The sequence below is a fragment of the Paraburkholderia sp. OAS925 genome (assembly GCF_040543975.1).
Classification (GTDB): Bacteria; Pseudomonadota; Gammaproteobacteria; order Burkholderiales; family Burkholderiaceae; genus Paraburkholderia; species Paraburkholderia graminis.
In genome coordinates this window covers 52,323-70,904 of record NZ_JBEUNO010000001.1, presented here as the reverse complement: position 1 = coordinate 70,904, position 18,582 = coordinate 52,323, and the positions used below count along the sequence as shown (strand labels likewise).

Genomic DNA, 18,582 nt, shown 5'->3' with positions numbered 1-18,582 from the left:
TTGCGGTGCGCCTTCGCGCTGCAAAACATGACGGTATGACGACGGAGCGGCGCGCATGCGCCGCTTTGTTCACCATGCCCGCTTCCCATCGATTAACGGACATTCTGCCTGCAAGGAGCTTGACATGACCGTGCTGCTGACCTGGCTGATCAATGCGCTGGCGCTCCTGATCATCACCTATCTCGTTCCGTCGATTCATATCCGCAGCTTCGGCACCGCGCTGATCGTCGCGGTCGTGCTCGGACTGATCAACACGGTCCTGCGCCCGGTGCTGATCCTGTTGACGCTGCCCGTCACGATCGTGACGCTGGGGCTCTTCATTCTGGTGGTCAATGCGCTGTGCTTCTGGCTGTGCGCGTCGCTGCTGAAGGGTTTCGAGGTCTCGGGATTCTGGTCGGCGTTCTTCGGCTCGATTCTGTACAGCATCGTTTCATGGCTGCTGTCCGCGCTTATTTTCGGCAACCGCAGTCTCGGTTGACATACTGATCATGAACCCGATCGAACTTTCATTCGAATTCTTCCCGCCGAAGACGCAGGAAGGCGTCGACAAGCTGCGCGCCACGCGTGCGCAGCTTGCGACGCTAAAGCCCAAGTTCGTGTCCGTCACGTTCGGCGCCGGCGGCTCGACGCAGCAGGGCACGCTCGATACCGTCGTCGATATGGCGAAGGAAGGGCTCGAGGCGGCGCCGCATCTGTCGTGCATCGGCTCGTCTAAAGAGAGCTTGCGCGCGATTCTCAACCAGTACCGCGCGCATGGGATTCGCCATATCGTCGCGCTGCGCGGCGACCTGCCTTCGGGCATGGGCGAAGTGGGCGAGTTGCGTTATGCGTCGGAACTGGTGAGCTTTATCCGCGCCGAGTTCGGCGACTGGTTCTGGATCGAGGTGGCCGGCTATCCGGAATATCATCCGCAATCGCGCTCGCCGCGTCACGATCTGGAAAACTTCGCCCGCAAGGTGAAGGCTGGCGCCAATTCCGCGATCACGCAGTACTTCTTCAACGCGGACGCGTACTTCCGTTTCGTCGACGACGCACGCAAGCTCGGCGTCGATGTGCCGATCGTGCCGGGCATCATGCCGATCACGAACTTCTCGCAACTGATGCGCTTTTCGGAGATGTGCGGCGCGGAAGTGCCGCGCTGGATCGCGCGCCGGCTGGAGAGTTTCGGCGACGACCGCGAGTCGATCCGCGCATTCGGCCTCGACGTGGTGACGGACCTGTGCAAGCGTTTGGTCGATGCCAAGGTGCCCGGTTTGCATTTTTATACGCTGAACGGGGCGGCGGCGACCAAGGCGATTTGCGAGCGGTTGAAGGGCTGAGCGTCGAACAACCAACGGTTATCGCTTCCGTTGGTCCTCCGCAGACCGCCGCGCGAATGACGCGCGGCGCGTCTCGCGGACATTTTTCTTCCCGTGTTTTTCCGAGCCCTGCGGCAGAACACTCAAACGATTCCCCCAAAACCGCCCCAATCACCTACTCTGAAAGTCATTCGAAAGAGCGCTGCAAATATCCGCCGGGGCGCGCCAGCGGCGGCATCGCCGATAATTTCCTCTGCTTGTGACACCGGGGAAAGCTCAGTAATATCGCGCTACGCTGGCGTCAGCCAGCCCCGAACCTGGAGGAAACATGAAGCAAAACAATCTGTTGCGCGCCGCGCGTGTTACGACGCTCGTCGCAGCTGCAGCGGCATCGCTGGTGGGCGCAAACAGCGCGCGCGCCGAGATTCCGAACAAGACACTCGTCTACTGCTCAGAAGGCAGCCCCGCGGGTTTCGATCCGGCCCAGTACACCACGGGCACCGATTTCACGGCCAATACGTTCACCGTCTATAACCGCCTCGTCGAATTCGAGCGCGGCGGCACGAAGGTCGAGCCGGGCCTCGCCGAAAAGTGGGACGTTTCCGCGGACGGCAAGACGTACACGTTCCATCTGCGTCACGGCGTGAAGTTCCAGACCACGTCGTTCTTCAAGCCGACGCGCGAATTCAACGCGGACGACGTCCTGTTCACGTTCGAGCGCATGCTCGACACCAATCAGCCGTTCCGCAAGGCCTACTCCGTGCAGTTTCCGTACTTCACGGACATGGGCCTCGACAAGCTGATCACGAAGGTCGAAAAGGTCGATCCGTACACGGTCAAGTTCACGCTGAAGGAAGTCAACGCGCCGTTCATCCAGAACATGGCGATGGAATACGCGTCGATTCTCTCGGCCGAATATGGCGACCAGTTGCTGAAGGCCGGCAAGGCCGCGGACATCAACCAGTTCCCGGTCGGCACCGGTCCGTTCATCTTCCGCAGCTATACGAAAGACGCGACGATTCGCTTCGACGGCAACCCGGATTACTGGAAGCCGAACGCAGTCAAGATCTCGAAGCTGATCTTCTCGATCACGCCGGATGCCGGTGGTGCGCGTGCAGAAGCTCAAGCGCGACGAATGCCAGGTGATGAGCTATCCGCGTCCCGCCGACATCGCGCCGCTGAAGGCTGAATCCAGCCTTGCGATGCCGTCGCAGCCGGGCTTCAACCTCGGCTATCTCGCGTACAACGTGACGCACAAACCGGTCGACAAGGTCGAAGTGCGTCAGGCGCTCGACATGGCGATCAACAAGAAGGCGATCATCGACTCGGTGTATCAAGGCGCAGGCCAGGCCGCCACGAATCCGATGCCGCCGACGCAATGGTCCTATGACAAGAACCTGAAGGGCGCATCGTACGATGCGGACAAGGCCAAGGCGCTGCTCGCGAAGGCCGGCTATCCGAACGGCTTCGACATCACGTTGTGGGCCATGCCCGTGCAACGCGCGTACAACCCGAACGCCCGCCTGATGGCGGAAATGATCCAGGCCGACTGGGCCAAGATCGGCGTGAAGGCGAAGATCGTCACCTACGAATGGGGCGAGTACATCAAGCGCGCGCACGCTGGTGAAGACGACACGATGCTGATCGGCTGGACGGGCGACAATGGCGATCCGGACAACTGGCTCGGCACGCTGCTCGGCTGCGACGCGGTGAACGGCAACAACTTCTCGAAGTGGTGCCACAAGCCTTTCGAAGAGTTGATCCAGAAGGGCCGCGCAACGTCGGATCAGGGCGCGCGCACGGCGGCCTACACGAAGGCGCAGGAAATCTTCGCGCAACAACTGCCGTTCTCGCCGATCGCTCACTCGACGGTCTATCAGCCTGTCAGCAAGAAGGTGAACGACATGCGCATCGAGCCGCTCGGCTATGCGCGCTTCGACGGCGTGAGCGTCAAGTAAGGCGCCCGCCAACCTGTCGGGCAAGTCGTAAAATTCGCGCAGTACGCTTTTCGCACGGTTAGAAAACTGGTCGAAATGGTCCGGCGACCGGGGTCACGAGCCCTCGTCGCCGGTTGCGTTTTTTCTTCATCAAGACCATAGGGACGAACCATGTTCCGCTTTGTTTTGCGCCGCATAGGCATGGTGATACCGACGTTCATCGGCATCACGATCCTTGCATTCGCGCTGATTCACCTGATACCGGGCGATCCCATCGAAGTGATGATGGGCGAGCGCGGCGTCGATCCGGCCATGCACGCCGCAGCGATGCACCGGCTGGGCCTCGACGAACCTCTGCCGATGCAGTACGTCCACTACATCGGACGCGCGCTTCACGGCGACCTCGGCACCTCCATCATCACGAACACCAGCGTCATGGGCGAATTCCTCGCCCGTTTCCCCGCCACCGTCGAACTGTCGATCTGCGCGATGCTGTTCGCGCTGATAGTCGGCCTGCCGGCGGGCGTGTTCGCTGCGCTCAGGCGCGGCACGGCGGTCGATCACGGCGTGATGGGCACGGCGCTCACCGGCTATTCGATGCCGATCTTCTGGTGGGGCTTGATCCTCATCATGGTGTTCTCGGTGAAGCTCGGCTGGACGCCGGTGTCGGGGCCGCATCGCGGTCGAATACGACATTCCGCACGTGACCGGCTTCATGCTGATCGACGCGATGATGTCCACCGACGAAGGCGCGTTCAAATCCGCGTTGAGCCATCTGATTTTGCCGGCCATCGTGCTCGGCACGATTCCGCTCGCGGTCGTCGCACGCATGACGCGTTCGTCGATGCTTGAAGTGCTGCGCGAGGACTACATTCGCACGGCGCGCGCGAAGGGTTTGTCGCCTGGGCGCGTGATCGTCGTTCATGCATTGCGCAATGCGTTGATCCCAGTCGTGACGGTGATCGGTCTGCAGGTCGGTACGCTGCTTGCGGGCGCGGTGCTGACGGAGACGCTGTTTTCGTGGCCGGGCATCGGCAAGTGGCTGATCGACGCGATTGGCCGCCGCGATTATCCGGTCGTGCAGGGCGGTATCCTGATGATCGCCACACTGGTTATCTTTGTGAACCTCGTCGTCGATCTGTTGTACGGCGTGTTGAATCCGCGCATCCGCCATACGAGGTAAGACATGAACCCCCACGCTCACATTCGTTCGCTGCCCCCCGAGGGGGCGCATGCCTCCCTTGAGGCGGTTCCGCGGGAGGCATGACGATGGCAGACATCCAAAACACAGTTCCCACAGCAGTAACTCCGCCCAGCGGCCGCGCTATCGCCGCCCGCGAATTCTGGGCGAATTTCTCGCGTAATCGCGGCGCGGTCGGCGCGGGCATCATCGTGTTGCTGCTGATCGTCGTGGCGATTTTCGCGCCGCTTCTCGCGCCGCATAGCCCGATCGAACAGTACCGCGACTTCGTGAAGATCCCGCCCGCGTGGCTCGAAGGCGGCAACTGGCGCTTCGTTCTCGGCACCGACGAAGCCGGCCGCGACATCCTCTCGCGTCTCATGTACGGCGCGCGGCTGTCGTTCTGGATCGGCTTCGTGTCGGTCGTGCTCGCGCTGATTCCGGGCATCGTGCTCGGCCTCATCGCGGCGTTCTTCGACAAGTGGGCCGACACGCCGATCATGCGGATCATGGACGTGCTGCTCGCGCTGCCGTCGCTGCTGCTCGCGGTGGCGGTCGTCGCGATCATCGGTCCGGGTCTCGTCAATACGATGCTCGCAATTGCGATCGTCGCGTTGCCGGGCTATGTGCGTTTGACGCGCGCGTCTGCGCAAGGCGAGTTGCAGAAGGAATACGTGACGGCCTCGCGTGTGGCGGGCGCCGGCACCTTGCGCCTGATGTTTTCGCAAGTGCTGCCGAACTGCACCGCACCGCTGATCGTGCAGGCCACGCTCGGTTTTTCGTCGGCGATTCTCGATGCGGCCGCGCTCGGTTTTCTCGGGCTCGGCGTGCAACCGCCATCGGCGGAGTGGGGCGCGATGCTGGCCTCGGCGCGCGATTACATCGACAGTGCATGGTGGATCGTCACGATGCCTGGTTTGTCCATCCTGATCTCGGTGCTCGCGATCAATCTGCTCGGCGACGGGCTGCGCGACGCACTCGATCCGAAACTAAAACGGATGGCATAAATGAGCAATAACCTACTGACCATCCGCAATCTGGCGGTGAACTTCAACGGCTTGCCCGCTGTCGACCGTATCAATCTCGACGTCGCGCCGGGCGAAGTGCTGGGGGTCGTCGGCGAATCGGGCTCGGGCAAAAGCGTCACGATGATGGCGCTGATGGGCCTGATCGACGCGCCGGGCAAAGTCACCGCGGACGAGATCACGTTCAACGGACGCGATCTGCTGAAGGCATCGGCGAAGGAACGCCGCAAGATCATCGGCAAGGACATCGCGATGGTGTTCCAGGACGCGCTCACGAGTCTGAACCCGAGCTACACGGTGGGCTACCAGATCAAGGAAGTGCTGAAGCTGCACGAAGGCCTGCGCGGCAGCGCGCTCGACAAACGCGCGCTCGAACTGCTCGATCAGGTCGGCATTCCGGACGCGAAGAATCGCATCACGTCGTTTCCGCATCAGATGTCGGGCGGCATGAACCAGCGCGTGATGATCGCGATGGCAATTGCCTGCAACCCGAAGCTGCTGATCGCCGACGAGCCGACCACCGCGCTCGACGTCACGATCCAGGCGCAGATCATGGAACTGCTGATGCGCTTGCAGAAGGAGCGCGGCATGGCGCTCGTGCTGATCTCGCACGATCTCGCGGTGGTGTCCGAGGTCGCGCAGCGCGTCGCGGTCATGTACGCTGGCGAAGTGATCGAAACCAACAAGGTGCCGGACATTTTCGCCGCGCCTCATCATCCGTATACGGAAGCATTGCTGGCCGCGATTCCCGAGCACAACGTGGGCGCAGTGCGGCTCGCTGCTTTGCCGGGCATGGTGCCGGGCCGCGACGATCGTCCGAAAGGATGTCTCTTCGCGCCGCGCTGCAAGTACATGGTGGACGACTGCAACAAGGCGCGACCACCGCTGGAGGCCATGCAAGGTCACGCGGCAGTGGCGCGCGTGCGCTGCATCAAGCCGCTGAATCTGGTCGGCGACGCGAACGTTCACACACATGGAGGCGCACGATGAATGCAGTACCCGAAACGCGGCGCCAGTCGGACCATGCGGGCGATCACGTGCTGGTTGCCGACAAGCTCGCGCGTTACTACACGGTCAAGCGCGGCATGTTCGCGACGGGCACGGTGAAGGCGCTCAACGGCGTGTCGTTCGCGCTCGAGCGCGGCAAGACGCTTGCCGTGGTCGGCGAATCCGGCTGCGGCAAGTCGACGCTTGGGCGCCAGCTCACCATGATCGAATCGCCGAGCGCGGGCCGCTTGCTGATCGACGGCGAAGATGTGGCCGGCGCCGATCACGCGAAAATCGCCGCGCTGCGGCGGCGCGTGCAGATGGTGTTCCAGAATCCGTTTGCGTCGCTGAATCCGCGCAAGACGGTCGAGCAGACGCTCGGCGAACCGCTCGCCATCAACACGCAACTGAGCGCGACGGAACGCGCCGAACGCATCGCGCAAATGATGCGCACCGTCGGCCTGCGCCCCGAACACGCGAAGCGTTATCCGCATATGTTCTCGGGCGGTCAGCGTCAGCGTGTGGCGATTGCGCGCGCGATGATTCTCGATCCGCAAATCGTGGTCGCCGATGAACCGGTGTCGGCTCTTGACGTGTCGATCCAGGCTCAGATTCTGAATCTGTTCATGGATCTGCAGCAGCAATTCAAGACGAGCTACGTGTTCATCTCGCACAATCTGTCAGTGGTCGAGCATATCGCCGACGATGTGATGGTGATGTACTTCGGCGGCATCGCGGAACTCGGCGACAAGAAGCGCATTTTCTCGAAGCCGCGGCATCCGTACACGCGGGCGTTGATGTCGGCCACGCCGTCGATCTTCGAGGCGGATCGCACGATCAAGATCAAGCTGCAAGGCGAAATGCCTTCGCCGCTGAATCCGCCGTCGGGTTGCACGTTCCATCTGCGCTGCCCGTATGTGATCGACCGCTGCCGCAGCGAGGAGCCGAAGCTGCGTGAAGTGGATGGCCGTCTGGTGTCGTGTCACCGCGCCGAGGAGGTGGGGGACGTGGATGCCTGATGCGCTGGCGGCGCGTCGTCTTGCGCGCCGCTCGCGTGATGGCGGCCGCCGCGCTGCCTTCACGCGACGCTTGCGGGCGCGTGCACTAACCGGTGCCGCGCTCGTCGGCGTTTTCTGTCTCGGCGTGGGCCTCAGTGGCATAGCGCATGCCGCGGGCGCCGCGGCCAATACCCCAACGGTTTCCGCCGACGCCAACGCCAAGGCTGCGCGCCCCACGGTGCCGCTGCCGCATTCGCCGGCTCCGCATTCGCCGGCGCCGCCACGCGCCGCGCTGCCGGGCTTCAATCCGCCGCCGGCGACGCCGGGCACGAGCACGAGCGGTCCGGTACGTTTGCAACCGGCGCGCATGCCGTTCTACGTCGCGACGCGCGGCACGACCACGGTCTACGTGCTCGGCACGCTGCATGTCGGCGATCCCGCCGATTACCCCGCGGCTCAGCCGTTTCGTCCGCCGATCATGGGCGCACTGGCGGCCTCGCCGACGCTCGCGCTGGAACTCTCGCCCGACGAGTTGCTGGTCTCGCAAGACGACGTGTCGAAATACGGCGTATGCCGCCGCGACTGCCTGCCGGGTCTCTTGCCCGAGCCGCTGTGGCGCAAGCTCGCGTTTCGTCTGCGCGGCAATCCCGCCGCGCTCGATGAGATCAAGAAGATGCGGCCGTGGCTCGCGTCGCTCCTGGTGGAAACCTACGACTCGCTCAGCGCCGGTTTGCAGACCGAATACGGCACCGAGGCGCAACTGCAAAATGTTTATCTGCGCACACGCGGCAAGATTGTTGGGCTTGAAACCTTGCCGCAGCAGATGCGCGCGTTCACCGGACTCTCGCTCGCGCAACAACGCGAGATGCTTGCGCAGGATCTGGTGCAAACACCCGCGCAAAACGTCGAGGACGTGCGCACGTTGCACCGCCTGTGGCGCGTTGGCGATGCGGATGCAATCGCCGCGTGGGAGGCCGCGAAAACGGAAAAGCTCGCGCGCGACAAACGCGTGTCGAATTCGATCGACGAAAGAATCGTCTACGCGCGCAACCGGCGCTTCGTCTCGCGGATGCTGCTGATCGCCTCGCCCAACAAGCCTGTATTCGTGGCGATCGGCGCGTTGCATCTTGGCGGACGCAAAGGCGTGCTGCAATTGCTGCGGCAGCATGGCTTCGCGGTCGAGGCAGGATAAGAACAGCCGCGCCGTTATCTACCCGTCTTTAATGCGCTGACCACTTCTCTCACCACTCCCGCCCAATCGCCCAACACCTGCTGCCTGAACAGGCGCATGCGCGGATACCACGGCGAGTCGCTGCGCGCTTCGAGCCAGCGCCAATCCGAATTGGCCGGCAGCAGCAGCCACACCGGCTTGCCGAGCGCGCCGGCCAGATGCGCGACGCCAGTATCGACGGCGATCACCAGATCCAGGTTCATGATGAGCGCGGCGGTGTCTTCGAAGTCATTCAGTTCGCCGCTGAAATCGTGCGCGCGGAATGCCTCGGGTGCCTCGGCCAGTTGTGCGTGCGCCGGACCTTTTTGCAGCGGATACCAGCTCACCTTCGCGACGTCGGCCAGCGTATGCAAGTCGGCAAGCGCCATCGAGCGGTAGCGGTCGTTGCCGAACACGGGACTGCCCGCCCACACGAGGCCGACCTTGCGCTTCGTCTTGCCGCTTGTCTGCAGTTTCTTGCGCCAGGCGTCCACCTTCGCGTTGTCGGCGAATAGATACGGCATTTGCGCCGGGATGCTGGAAAGCTCGGCGCCGACGCACGACGGCACGCTCATCATCGGCACCCAGAAGTCGTAGTCGGCATCCGGCTTGCCGGCGAACGCGCGATGCACGCCCGGCACGCGTTGAACGAGCCGCAGCAACGGCTCGCGCACGCACACGTCCACGGTCGCGCCGCGTTCGTGCAGCACGCGCGCGTAGCGCAGGAACTGGAAGTGATCGCCAAAACCCTGTTCGCCGACGATCAGCAAACGCCGTCCCTCCAGTGGTTCGCCGCGCCATTCCGCCACGCCCGGCAATGCCAGCGCGTCGTAATCGCTCTTGCGCCAGCGCAGCGCGAACTCAGCCCAGCCTTGTTTGTAGTCGCCGCGCTTGAGCAGCAGCCACGCCAGGTTCTGATGCGCGTCGGCGTAGTCCGGTTCGCGCGCGAGCGCGTCGCGATAGAACGTCTCTTCTTCGTCGAGCCGTCCTTGTGCGCCGAGCGAGCCGCCCAGGCACACGAGGTTGGTCGGATTCGGGTTCAGCGCAACCGCGCGCCGATAGTGCGACTCCGCGCCCGCATAGTCGCCGCGCTTGCCGATCGCGCTGCCCAGATTGATGTGCGCTTCGGCGTAATCCGGCCGCAGCGCGAGCGCGCGTTCGAAACTGGCAACCGCCGCCTCATGCTCGCCGAGCGCGTTATGCGCATTGCCCGCGTTGAAGTGCGCTTCCGCCGAGTTCGCATCGAGCTGCAAGGCGTCGCGATAACACGCGAGTGCTTCCGTGAAATTGCCGAGCTTGCCGAGCGCCGTGCCGAGGTTCAGATGCGCGTCGACAAACGCCGGGTTCGATGCGATTGCCAGCCGGTATTGTTCGACCGCTTCGTTCAACGCGCCTTGCGCCTGCAACGCGACGCCGAAGTTATTGCGCGCGTCGGCGAAATCGGGCTGGAGTTGCAGCGCCTGGTCGTAGCAGATGGTGGCTTCGTCAAGATAGCCGAGCGCGGCGGCGGCAAGACCGCGGTTGCTCCAGCAGGCCGCGTCGTGACGATCGTGCTTGAGCGCGTGGCTCATCAGCGTGGCGGCGTCTGCGTGCTGTCCGCGCTGATAGTGCAGTACGCCGAAGTAATGCAAGGCCCGCGCGTTCGCCGGATCGATTGCGAGGACTTCGCGGTAGATCGAATCGGCCGTGTCGAGCCGGCCGGCCTGATGCGCGTCGAGCGCGGCATTCACGAGCGAGTCGACGCCCGACGCCGGTGAAGACGATGGCGACGCGGTGCGCCCGCCGGGGCGCTTGGATTGAGGTTCCATGAACACCTGCGGGAAAAGCCACGGCGGCGCGCACTCTACGCGCCCGCGCGTGTGGATAGGAGATCGTCCAGCATCTTAGGGGCGCGCTGATGGCGCCGACGTTCGGACGCATCCCATTTCCGTTGCAGGCTTTTCCTCTTTTTAGGTGCTTCGCCGATGTGCCACCGAAACCTCGCGTGGCACATCGGAACCGGCTGCATTCCTGCTGCAATCTTCTACATGAACATCAGGAAATTGAGCAGGAAGATGTTCACGACCAGCAGCGTCAGCGCAGTCGGAATCTGCACTTTGATCACCGCGTTCTTGTCCGGCAGTTCGAGCAGCGCGGCCGGCACCATGTTGAAGTTCGCGGCCATCGGCGTCATCAGCGTGCCGCAGTAGCCCGAGAACATGCCGATCGCCACCATCACGGCCGGATTGCCGTGGAACACGCCGACCAGAATCGGCACGCCGACGCCGCCCGTCATCACAGGGAACGCGGCGAAGCCGTTGCCCATGACCATCGTGAAGAGCGCCATGCCGATGCAGTACACGGCCACCGCGATGAAGCGGTAATCGAGGCTGATGTACGCAGTCGTCACATGCGCGACGGCCTTGCCGACACCCGCATCGGAGAACACGAGGCCGAGCATGCCGAGCATTTGCGGCAGCACCGCGGCCCACGAGAGCGCGTCGACGAGGCGGCGTGCTTCCTTCATCGACTGGCCGACCGTGTCGCGCGTCAGCACGCAGGCAATCGCGAGCGCGATCACGCAGCCGATGCCGAAGCCGATCAACGTGACGTTGGCCTTTTCGATCAGCGGCAGCCCGCCAAACACGAGGTGGCTCGCCGACAACGTGACGATCACGGTGATCACCGGAATCGTCAGCGCGGGCACGAACAGCTTGTTGCGAAGACGCGCGGCGCTTGCCTTGCGCGCTTCGAGCGACAGCACGCGCGCTTTGCCGGCGGTGACGCCGCCAAAGCCGGCAATCAACGCCATCGCGATCACCGCGACGCCGACCACGGCGGGCGGCAGCTTGTCGCCGATCAGAAAGATCAGCGCGTAGAGAATCCAGAAACCGCCGGCCGTCAGGCGGCGCGGGTGTTCCTTGTCGGTGACGATCATGCCGCCGATGATCAGCAGCACCACGCCCAGCAGCCAGAACAGATAGGTAATCGTGAGCGTCATGCTTTATCTCCTGCAGCCGGTTGAGCACGTTGAGCCGGCGCTGCGGCATTGCCCGCATTCGCGTTGCCACGCAATTCGCGGTCGAGCTTGCGGTCGAGCAGATACAGGCGGAAGCCGTGAATGAGGAACGCGCAGATCGCGGTCGGAATGCCCCACACCGCAACATGAATCGGCTCGACGATGATGCCGGCTTCTTTGAGGAACGTGGTCATCAGCACGATCGCGCCGAACGCGACGAAAATGTCCTCGCCGAAGAACAGGCCGACGTTGTCCGTTGCCGCCGAAAACGCGCGCAGCTTGAAGCGCACCGCGTCGCTGATCTTGCCGAAGCGCGTTTCGGTCGCGCCTTCGGCCATCGGCGCGATGAGCGGACGCACCATCTGCGGATGTCCGCCGAGACCCGTCAGGCCGACCGCCGCGGTGAGCTCGCGCACGAGCAGATAGACGATCAGAAGACGCCCGGCCGTGGCGGCCTTGATGCCGCTGATCCACGTCTGCGCGCGCTCGCGCAGGCCGTGCCGTTCGAGCAGCCCGATCACCGCGAGCGGCAGCAGAATGATCAACGGAATGTTGCGCGTCTTGATGAATCCCGTGCCGATTTCGGCGAGGATTTTCTCAGGCGGGAAGTGCGCGGCGAGGCCGGTGATGATCGCGGCGACCGCCACGATCAGCATCGGATTGAACCGCAATAAAAAGCCAACGATGATGACGGCCACGCCGATCAGCGGCCATAAACTGACTGTTGTCTGCATCTGGATCTCCAAACAGGTTTTCGACCTTGCCGCTTGTGGCGGCTAACATGAGCCGGCGCGGGCGATCCCCGCGCCGTGTTTTGCGCGGCTCTTGGCGGCCGCGTTGCTGCGTACTGCGACTTCGACTGCAACTTCACTTGCAACTGCAACTGCAACTTCATCTGCTGCGAGAATCCGCCGCCGATACGGGCAACGTTCATCGAATCGTCCCGTATCTGGCGAACGCCCCGCTTAAAGCGGGGCGTCGGAGAAAGTCTTCAATGCGTCATAAAAAGCGTTCGCGCCGGCTCAGACGCTTGCCGCGCCGGCCGCGTGCACTTCGATGCCGGCCTGCTCGAGCGCAGTGCGAATGCGCCGCGCAAACGCGAGCGCATGCGGACCGTCGCCGTGCAGGCAAATGGTTTGCGCGTTGAGCGGCACCCATTGGCCGTCGACGGCGCGCACCCGCTGCTCACGCACCATCGCGAGCGTGCGTTCGAGCACTTCGTCTTCGTCGTCGAGCAACGCGCCCGGCTCCTTGCGCGGCACCAGCGAGCCGTCGGCGCGATAGCCGCGATCGGCGAAGACTTCTTCGATGGCGGTCAGCCCCGCGTTGCGCGCGGCCGTCACGAGCCCGCTGTTGGCGAGCGCGAACACCGCGACCGACGGATCGAAGTCATGCACGGCCGAGACGATCGCGTCCGCGATCTTCGGATCGCGCGCGGCCTGGTTATACAGCGCGCCGTGCGGCTTCACGTGCGCGATGCGCCCGCCCTCGGCCTGCGCGATTGCCGACAGCGCGCCGAGCTGATACAGCACGCCCGCATAGATCTCGCTCGCCGGCAAGTCCATTTCCTTGCGGCCGAAATTTTCCGGATCGTTGAAGCTCGGATGCGCGCCGATCGACACGCCTTTTTGCACCGCCCAGCGCACGCAGTCGCGCATCGCGTTCGCGCCGCCCGCGTGCCAGCCGCATGCGATATTCGCGGAGCTGACGAGGTCGAGCAGCGCCTCGTCGGAGCCGCAGCCTTCGCCGAGATCGGCGTTCAGATCGATTTCCATGATGTTCCCCTGCCTGGTTACAGCGCCGCGACGGCCATCTGCCGCGCACAGCGTTCTTCATGCATTGCGATAGCGGCGTCGATCTGCCGCAAATACGTGCGCTCGTCGAGCAGAGCCTGGCGCGCCTCGTCGGGTGTGGTCGGAATGAAGCGCACCGCCGCGTTCAGGCGCACCTGCGCGAGCTTCCACAAGTCGGCCTGGATCACCGCGCCGATCTTCGGATAGCCGCCGGTCGTCTGCGCATCGCTCATCAGCACGATCGGCTGGCCGTTCGGCGGCACCTGGATCGTGCCGGGCAGCACCGCGTGCGACAGCAGATCGGCCTTCTGCTTGCGCTTCAGCTCGCTGCCGGCGAGCCGGTAGCCCATGCGATTGCTGTTCGGCGTGACGAGCCACTCGTCGGACCAGAACGACTCGTGCGCTTCGTCGGCGAAGCTGTCGTATTCCGGGCCGCGCAGCACGCGAATCGGCACGGCCCACGGCACGCCCGTCGGATGACGGCCGCGCCGCAGCGGTTCGTCGACGAGCACGAACTTGCACCACGCGGGCGCCTTCACGCCGAATTCCGGCGCTTCCGGCGAGAAGCCGACCTGGCCGCGCTGCGGCGGCGCGCCGAGCGGCACGCGGTCGCCGTCGCGCAGCGCCCGGCCGCCGAGGCCGCCGAAGCGGCCGGTGAGGTCCGTGCTGCGCGAACCGAGCATCGGCAAGACGTCGATGCCGCCCGCGATGCACACGTAGCCGCGCATGCCGCGCTTCGCCGCGTTCAGCACGAGTTCCTGCCCGGCTTTGACCGGCAGACTCCACCACGAGTAGACCGGCTTGCCGTCGAGCGTCGCGCCGAATTCCGTCCCGGTGATGGCGACGCGCGTCGCGCGAAGAAAACGCAGCACGGTCGGGCCGAAGGTGATTTCGAGGCCGGCCGCGTCGGGCCGGTTGCCGACCAGCCGGTTGCCGACTTCCAGCGACAAGCGGTCGAGCGCCCCGCCCATTGCGACGCCGAGATGCCGGTAGCCGTGACGGCCGAGGTCTTGAATGGTGGTCAAAAGACCTGCGCGGATCACGTCGATCATGCGTGTATCCCCGCGATGGTGAAGCGCACCCGGTCGCCCGGCTGCAACAGCGTGGGCGGGCGGCGCGCAGGATCGAAGAGCGGCAGTTCGGTGCGGCCGATCAACTGCCAGCCGCCAGGCGACGTCGCCGGATAAATGCCCGTCTGCTCTCCGCCGATGCCGACCGAACCCGCCGGCACCTCGAGCCGCGGCGACGCGCGGCGCGGCGTATGCAGCGCCGCTTCGAGGCCGCCCATGTAGGCGAAGCCCGGCTGGAAGCCGAGGAAAAACACCACATACTGACCGCCCGAATGCCGCTCGATCACTTCGCGCGTGCTCAGGCCGGTGTGGTTCGCCACGGCGGCCAGGTCGGGGCCGAACTCGCCGCCGTACTGAACCGGAATGTCGACGTCGCGGCCCGCAGCCGGCGCCTGACCGGCTGCGTCCCAGGCTTGCTGCAAGCGCTCCGCGAGCGCCTCGCGATCGGCTTCCAGCGGATCGAACACCAGGGTCAGGTTGTTCATGCCCGGCACGACTTCCAGCACGTGCGGCCAGTCGCGCGCGAGTTCGGCCGCCGCCCACACGCGACGCTGGCAGTCGAGCGTCGCGGGCGGGGGCGCCTCGCAGACCAGCGCGGCGTCGCCGAGCGGAAAGATTTTGGGTTGGCTCATGGCTTGAAGACCCGGAGAAGTCGAAGAGTTCTGCATTGCGCACCGTCGGGAAAAACGCGGCAGCACCGTTGCGCGATGTCTGGAGCGTACATTGTCAATAAAATATCAACAATTTATCAATAAGAGTTTTCGCCAGGCTCGCCGCCGCACGCTCGTCGTCGTACACTCCCGACAACTCTTGACCCTTCTTCACACCGATTCCCGAGAAACACACATGTCGCGGCATCCCACCAAGATCGTCTCGTCGGAACATCTCGTGTCCGACACGAGCGCGGAGCTGTCCGAGCTCGAGTACGCGCTCATCATGGCCGGCAACGCATTCAACCGATGGATGGTGCGCTGCATGTCGGCGGCCGGGGAAAAGGACATGACGGCCATCGAGGTCTCGCTGCTGCATCACGTGAGTCATCGCGAGCGACGCAAGAAGCTGGCCGACATCTGCTTCGTGCTGAACATCGAGGACACGCACGTTGCGACCTACGCGCTGAAGAAGCTCGTAGCTAGAGGGTATGTAAAAAGCGAAAAGACCGGCAAGGAAGTGTTTTTTTCCGCGACCGACGCGGGCCGCGCGCTCTGCCTGAAGTACCGCGAAGTGCGCGAGAGCTGCCTGATTTCGACGCTGAAGGAAAGCGGCCTCACCAACGAACAGATCGGCGAGGCGGCGCAGTTGATGCGCAATGCGTCCGGCATGTACGACACGGCCGCGCGCGCGGCGGCGTCGTTATAAAGACGAGGCGGCGGCGCCTCGTCGTTGAAGTTAAGCGAAGCTCGAACGGGTGCGTGCTGTCTGCGCCTCGAGCCATTTCTCGCTGTGCCTAACGCCTAACCCGCGGCCCGCGCGTGCAGCCCGCTTTCGGTGACGATCATATCGAGCGGAATGTCGTGAGCCTCGCGCTCCAACGCCACCGTTCGGCACGCCTCGTATCCGACGCCCACCGTGATCGGCTTCGTCGGGCCGGGCCAGCCAGCGAGCGTGCGGTCGTAATAGCCGCCGCCGTAACCGAGCCGGTAGCCGTCGGCATCGAAACCCACGCAGGGCACGAGCAATAGCTCGGGAATCACCAGTCGTTCGGTCGCGGGTTCAGCGATCTTGTGATGGCCGATCTTCATCGGCGTATCCGGCGACCATGCGTGAAACTCGAGCGGCACGCCGCGTTCCCTGATGATCGGCAGACTGGCCTCGCGCGCCGAGCCGCCCGCGAGCCAGATCGAGATCGCTGCGCGCGCATCGAATTCGCCCGCGAGCGGCCAGTAAAAGCCGACGCTTCGCACGTCGAAATGCTTCAGCGCGTCGAGCACGCGGCGCGCGAGCGCGGCATTGTTCGCCGGCTCGGAAGCCGCTTGCAGCCTTGTTTCCAATAGCGTCCGGCGCAGTGTCTTTTTCGATTCCGCCGAAGGGTTGCATGCTATGCTTGGGTTCAATTCGCGCTCCAGAAACAACGATGTCAAAAAGTCTTTATCGAGTATATCGCGCGGCCGGTATGGCGCTTGCCGCAGCCGCTCTCGTCGCATGCAGCACCGCGTCAGCCGTCAAGCCTCTTCCCATTTCGCAGCTCACCAACGACGACCAGATTTTCGTCCAGTTGCGCGAGGCTGCCCGCAATAACGACGCAGCGCGCGCGGCGCAGCTCGCGAGCATGATTCCGGGCTATCCGGCGCCTTCTTATCTGGAGTACTTCCAGATCAAGCCGCAGCTCTTCGATTCGGGCGGCCACGCGCGCGTCGACGCACCCGACGCGCCGGTGCTCGCGTTCCTGCAGAAGTACGACGGCCAGGCCATTGCCGACCGCATGCGCAACGACTACCTCACGGTGCTCGGCTCGCGCCACGACTGGCGCAACTTCGACCAGCAATACGCGCGCTTCGTGCTGAACGACGACACGCAGGTGAAGTGCTACGCGCTCGAATCGCGTGCGTCGCGCGGCGAGAATGTCGCGGACGCGGCGCGCGCGCTGCTCGTCGATCCGAAATGGTACGGCGACGGCTGCGTCGATCTGATCACGATCCTCGGCGTCAACAAGCAGTTCAGCACCGACGACGTCTGGCAGCAGATCCGTCTCGCCTACGAACAGAACTACACGAATACCGGCAGCAAGCTCGTCGACGCGCTCGGCAGCCAGGCGCCCGATCCCGTGCTGTTCGGCCAGGCCACCAGCACGCCGCCGCTGCTGCTCGCGCGCGGCGTCGGCGCCGATCCGCAATCGCATCAACTCGCGTTGCTCGCGATCACGCGCATGGCGCGCAACGATCCGGCCATGGCCGCGGCTACGTTTGCATCGGTGGCGCCTTCGCTGAATTCGCCGGAGCGGGCCATCGGCTGGGGCACGATTGCGTATCAGGCGGCGGCCAAGCAGATGCCGAGCGCCGCGGACTGGTATCGGCTGTCGGCCAACGCGCCGCTGTCGAATCCCGCCTACGAATGGCGCACGCGCACCGCGTTGCTCGCCGGAGACTGGAACATGGTGCGCTGGTCGATCGAACAGATGCCGGCCGCCCTGCGCAACCAGCCTTCGTGGACTTACTGGCATGGCCGCGCGCTCAAGCAGGCGGGCGACACGACCACGGCCAACCAGGAATTCGAGTCGATCTCGCAGGGCTTTAACTTCTACGGCCAACTCGCCGCGGAGGAACTCGGCCAGAAGATCGCGGTGCCGCCAAAAACCACGGTCACCGATTCCGAAATCCAGCAGGCCGGCAATACGCCAGGCTTCGATCTCGCGCAGCGCTTCTACGCGCTGAATCTGCGGCTCGAAGGCAATCGCGAATGGAACTGGCCGCTGCGCAACATGAGCGACCGTCAGTTGCTGGCCGCCGCCGAATACGCGCGCCGTATCCAGTTGTACGACCGCGCGGTGAACACGGCGGATCGCACGAAAACCGAACACGACTTCTCGCTGCGCTATCTGTCGCCGTTCCGCGACATTGTCGAGCGCGACGCGCAGTCGAACGGGCTGGACGTGGAATGGGCCTACGGGCTGATCCGCCAGGAATCGCGCTTCATCATGAACGCGCGCTCCGAAGTCGGCGCGAGCGGCCTGATGCAGTTGATGCCCGCCACCGCGCAACTGGTCGCGAAGAAGATCGGCCTCGGCCCGATTTCTCGCGAGCAGATGAACGACATCAATACAAACATTCTGCTCGGCACCAACTACCTGTCGATGATCTACAATCAGTTCGACGGTTCGGCCGTGCTGGCCACCGCGGGTTACAACGCCGGTCCGGGCCGTCCGCGCAACTGGCGGCAGACGTTGCAGCACCCGGTTGAAGGCGCGATCTTCGCCGAGGCGATTCCGTTCCAGGAAACGCGCGACTACGTCAAGAATGTGTTGTCCAACACGGTCTACTACGCGGCATTGTTCGAAGGCCGTCCGCAATCGCTGAAGGCGCGTCTGGGTTACATCGCACCGTAAGCGCCGTGCCGCCGCTGCCTCGCTGCAATTGCGAGGCGGCGGTG

At 64.1% G+C, this 18,582-nt stretch carries 15 protein-coding genes and 2 pseudogenes; 10 read left to right on the top strand and 7 right to left on the bottom strand.

Translation table 11 applies throughout. The features are described 5' to 3' along the window. Window positions 1–124 precede the first annotated feature (124 nt). The 8 genes and pseudogenes from ABIE53_RS00325 to ABIE53_RS00290 all read left to right on the top strand — a co-directional run bounded on the left by ABIE53_RS00325 (window position 125) and on the right by ABIE53_RS00290 (window position 8,617). Window positions 125–478, top strand: a complete 354-nt coding sequence (locus ABIE53_RS00325) for a phage holin family protein (protein ID WP_006052549.1) — start codon at window positions 125–127, stop codon at window positions 476–478. 10 nt (window positions 479–488) lie between these two features. Further along, window positions 489–1,319, top strand: a complete 831-nt coding sequence (gene metF / locus ABIE53_RS00320) for a methylenetetrahydrofolate reductase [NAD(P)H] (protein ID WP_053858857.1) — start codon at window positions 489–491, stop codon at window positions 1,317–1,319. Window positions 1,320–1,626: 307 nt separating this feature from the next. Continuing rightward, a pseudogene (locus ABIE53_RS00315) lies at window positions 1,627–3,256 on the top strand (ABC transporter substrate-binding protein). A 150-nt stretch (window positions 3,257–3,406) separates the two neighbouring features. Beyond that, window positions 3,407–4,418, top strand: a pseudogene (locus ABIE53_RS00310) (ABC transporter permease subunit). 86 nt (window positions 4,419–4,504) lie between these two features. Then, a complete protein-coding gene (locus ABIE53_RS00305; protein ID WP_006052553.1) occupies window positions 4,505–5,422 on the top strand; it encodes an ABC transporter permease subunit in 918 nt (305 codons plus the stop codon). Beyond that, the gene (locus tag ABIE53_RS00300; RefSeq protein ID WP_006052554.1) at window positions 5,423–6,430 is read left to right on the top strand and encodes an ABC transporter ATP-binding protein; all 1,008 of its coding nucleotides are present in this window, start codon (window positions 5,423–5,425) and stop codon (window positions 6,428–6,430) included. After that, window positions 6,427–7,446, top strand: a complete 1,020-nt coding sequence (locus ABIE53_RS00295) for a peptide ABC transporter ATP-binding protein (protein WP_192700362.1) — start codon at window positions 6,427–6,429, stop codon at window positions 7,444–7,446. Before ABIE53_RS00300 ends, ABIE53_RS00295 begins: the two co-directional genes overlap by 4 nt. Next, complete coding sequence (locus ABIE53_RS00290) at window positions 7,439–8,617, top strand: TraB/GumN family protein (protein ID WP_192700361.1); 1,179 nt, start codon at window positions 7,439–7,441, stop codon at window positions 8,615–8,617. Before ABIE53_RS00295 ends, ABIE53_RS00290 begins: the two co-directional genes overlap by 8 nt. Before the next feature lie 14 nt (window positions 8,618–8,631). Here the strand turns inward: ABIE53_RS00290 and ABIE53_RS00285 are convergent, their stop codons facing one another. From ABIE53_RS00285 to pxpB, 6 genes are all read right to left on the bottom strand, one after another. Further along, on the bottom strand, window positions 8,632–10,443 hold the full coding sequence (locus ABIE53_RS00285; protein WP_192700360.1) for a tetratricopeptide repeat protein: 1,812 nt from the start codon (window positions 10,441–10,443) through the stop codon (window positions 8,632–8,634). Between the two features lie 215 nt (window positions 10,444–10,658). Further along, window positions 10,659–11,615: a DUF979 domain-containing protein gene (locus ABIE53_RS00280; RefSeq protein WP_006052558.1), complete on the bottom strand. Its 957-nt coding sequence runs from the start codon at window positions 11,613–11,615 to the stop codon at window positions 10,659–10,661. After that, the gene (locus ABIE53_RS00275) at window positions 11,612–12,367 is read right to left on the bottom strand and encodes a DUF969 domain-containing protein (protein WP_053858852.1); all 756 of its coding nucleotides are present in this window, start codon (window positions 12,365–12,367) and stop codon (window positions 11,612–11,614) included. Before ABIE53_RS00275 ends, ABIE53_RS00280 begins: the two co-directional genes overlap by 4 nt. A 288-nt stretch (window positions 12,368–12,655) precedes the next feature. Then, complete coding sequence (gene pxpA, locus ABIE53_RS00270) at window positions 12,656–13,408, bottom strand: 5-oxoprolinase subunit PxpA (protein ID WP_006052560.1); 753 nt, start codon at window positions 13,406–13,408, stop codon at window positions 12,656–12,658. 17 nt (window positions 13,409–13,425) lie between these two features. Then, window positions 13,426–14,478: a 5-oxoprolinase subunit C family protein gene (locus tag ABIE53_RS00265; protein ID WP_029970918.1), complete on the bottom strand. Its 1,053-nt coding sequence runs from the start codon at window positions 14,476–14,478 to the stop codon at window positions 13,426–13,428. Continuing rightward, window positions 14,475–15,128: a 5-oxoprolinase subunit PxpB gene (gene pxpB, locus ABIE53_RS00260; RefSeq protein ID WP_006052562.1), complete on the bottom strand. Its 654-nt coding sequence runs from the start codon at window positions 15,126–15,128 to the stop codon at window positions 14,475–14,477. Before pxpB ends, ABIE53_RS00265 begins: the two co-directional genes overlap by 4 nt. A gap of 214 nt (window positions 15,129–15,342) precedes the next feature. Here pxpB and ABIE53_RS00255 point away from each other — a divergent pair, with 214 nt between their 5' ends. After that, complete coding sequence (locus ABIE53_RS00255; RefSeq protein ID WP_006052563.1) at window positions 15,343–15,855, top strand: winged helix DNA-binding protein; 513 nt, start codon at window positions 15,343–15,345, stop codon at window positions 15,853–15,855. Between the two features lie 95 nt (window positions 15,856–15,950). Here the strand turns inward: ABIE53_RS00255 and ABIE53_RS00250 are convergent, their stop codons facing one another. Next, window positions 15,951–16,550: a 5-formyltetrahydrofolate cyclo-ligase gene (locus ABIE53_RS00250; protein WP_192700359.1), complete on the bottom strand. Its 600-nt coding sequence runs from the start codon at window positions 16,548–16,550 to the stop codon at window positions 15,951–15,953. Between the two features lie 20 nt (window positions 16,551–16,570). Here ABIE53_RS00250 and ABIE53_RS00245 point away from each other — a divergent pair, with 20 nt between their 5' ends. After that, entirely contained in the window at window positions 16,571–18,538 is a 1,968-nt protein-coding gene (locus ABIE53_RS00245) for a lytic transglycosylase domain-containing protein (protein WP_053858851.1), read from the top strand. Window positions 18,539–18,582: the final 44 nt, after the last annotated feature.

What these genes read in the sequence shown, in the direction of transcription:
- ABIE53_RS00325 (WP_006052549.1), top strand. Translation starts at nt 125, where the DNA reads ATGACCGTGCTGCTGACCTGGCTGATCAATGCGCTGGCGCTCCTGATC.
- ABIE53_RS00295 (WP_192700362.1), top strand. Translation starts at nt 6,427, where the DNA reads ATGAATGCAGTACCCGAAACGCGGCGCCAGTCGGACCATGCGGGCGAT.
- ABIE53_RS00255 (WP_006052563.1), top strand. Translation starts at nt 15,343, where the DNA reads ATGTCGCGGCATCCCACCAAGATCGTCTCGTCGGAACATCTCGTGTCC.
- pxpB (WP_006052562.1), bottom strand. Translation starts at nt 15,128, where the DNA reads ATGAGCCAACCCAAAATCTTTCCGCTCGGCGACGCCGCGCTGGTCTGC.
- ABIE53_RS00280 (WP_006052558.1), bottom strand. Translation starts at nt 11,615, where the DNA reads ATGACGCTCACGATTACCTATCTGTTCTGGCTGCTGGGCGTGGTGCTG.
- ABIE53_RS00300 (WP_006052554.1), top strand. Translation starts at nt 5,423, where the DNA reads ATGAGCAATAACCTACTGACCATCCGCAATCTGGCGGTGAACTTCAAC.
- ABIE53_RS00265 (WP_029970918.1), bottom strand. Translation starts at nt 14,478, where the DNA reads ATGATCGACGTGATCCGCGCAGGTCTTTTGACCACCATTCAAGACCTC.
- ABIE53_RS00285 (WP_192700360.1), bottom strand. Translation starts at nt 10,443, where the DNA reads ATGGAACCTCAATCCAAGCGCCCCGGCGGGCGCACCGCGTCGCCATCG.
- ABIE53_RS00290 (WP_192700361.1), top strand. Translation starts at nt 7,439, where the DNA reads ATGCCTGATGCGCTGGCGGCGCGTCGTCTTGCGCGCCGCTCGCGTGAT.
- pxpA (WP_006052560.1), bottom strand. Translation starts at nt 13,408, where the DNA reads ATGGAAATCGATCTGAACGCCGATCTCGGCGAAGGCTGCGGCTCCGAC.
- ABIE53_RS00305 (WP_006052553.1), top strand. Translation starts at nt 4,505, where the DNA reads ATGGCAGACATCCAAAACACAGTTCCCACAGCAGTAACTCCGCCCAGC.
- ABIE53_RS00275 (WP_053858852.1), bottom strand. Translation starts at nt 12,367, where the DNA reads ATGCAGACAACAGTCAGTTTATGGCCGCTGATCGGCGTGGCCGTCATC.
- ABIE53_RS00245 (WP_053858851.1), top strand. Translation starts at nt 16,571, where the DNA reads ATGTCAAAAAGTCTTTATCGAGTATATCGCGCGGCCGGTATGGCGCTT.
- metF (WP_053858857.1), top strand. Translation starts at nt 489, where the DNA reads ATGAACCCGATCGAACTTTCATTCGAATTCTTCCCGCCGAAGACGCAG.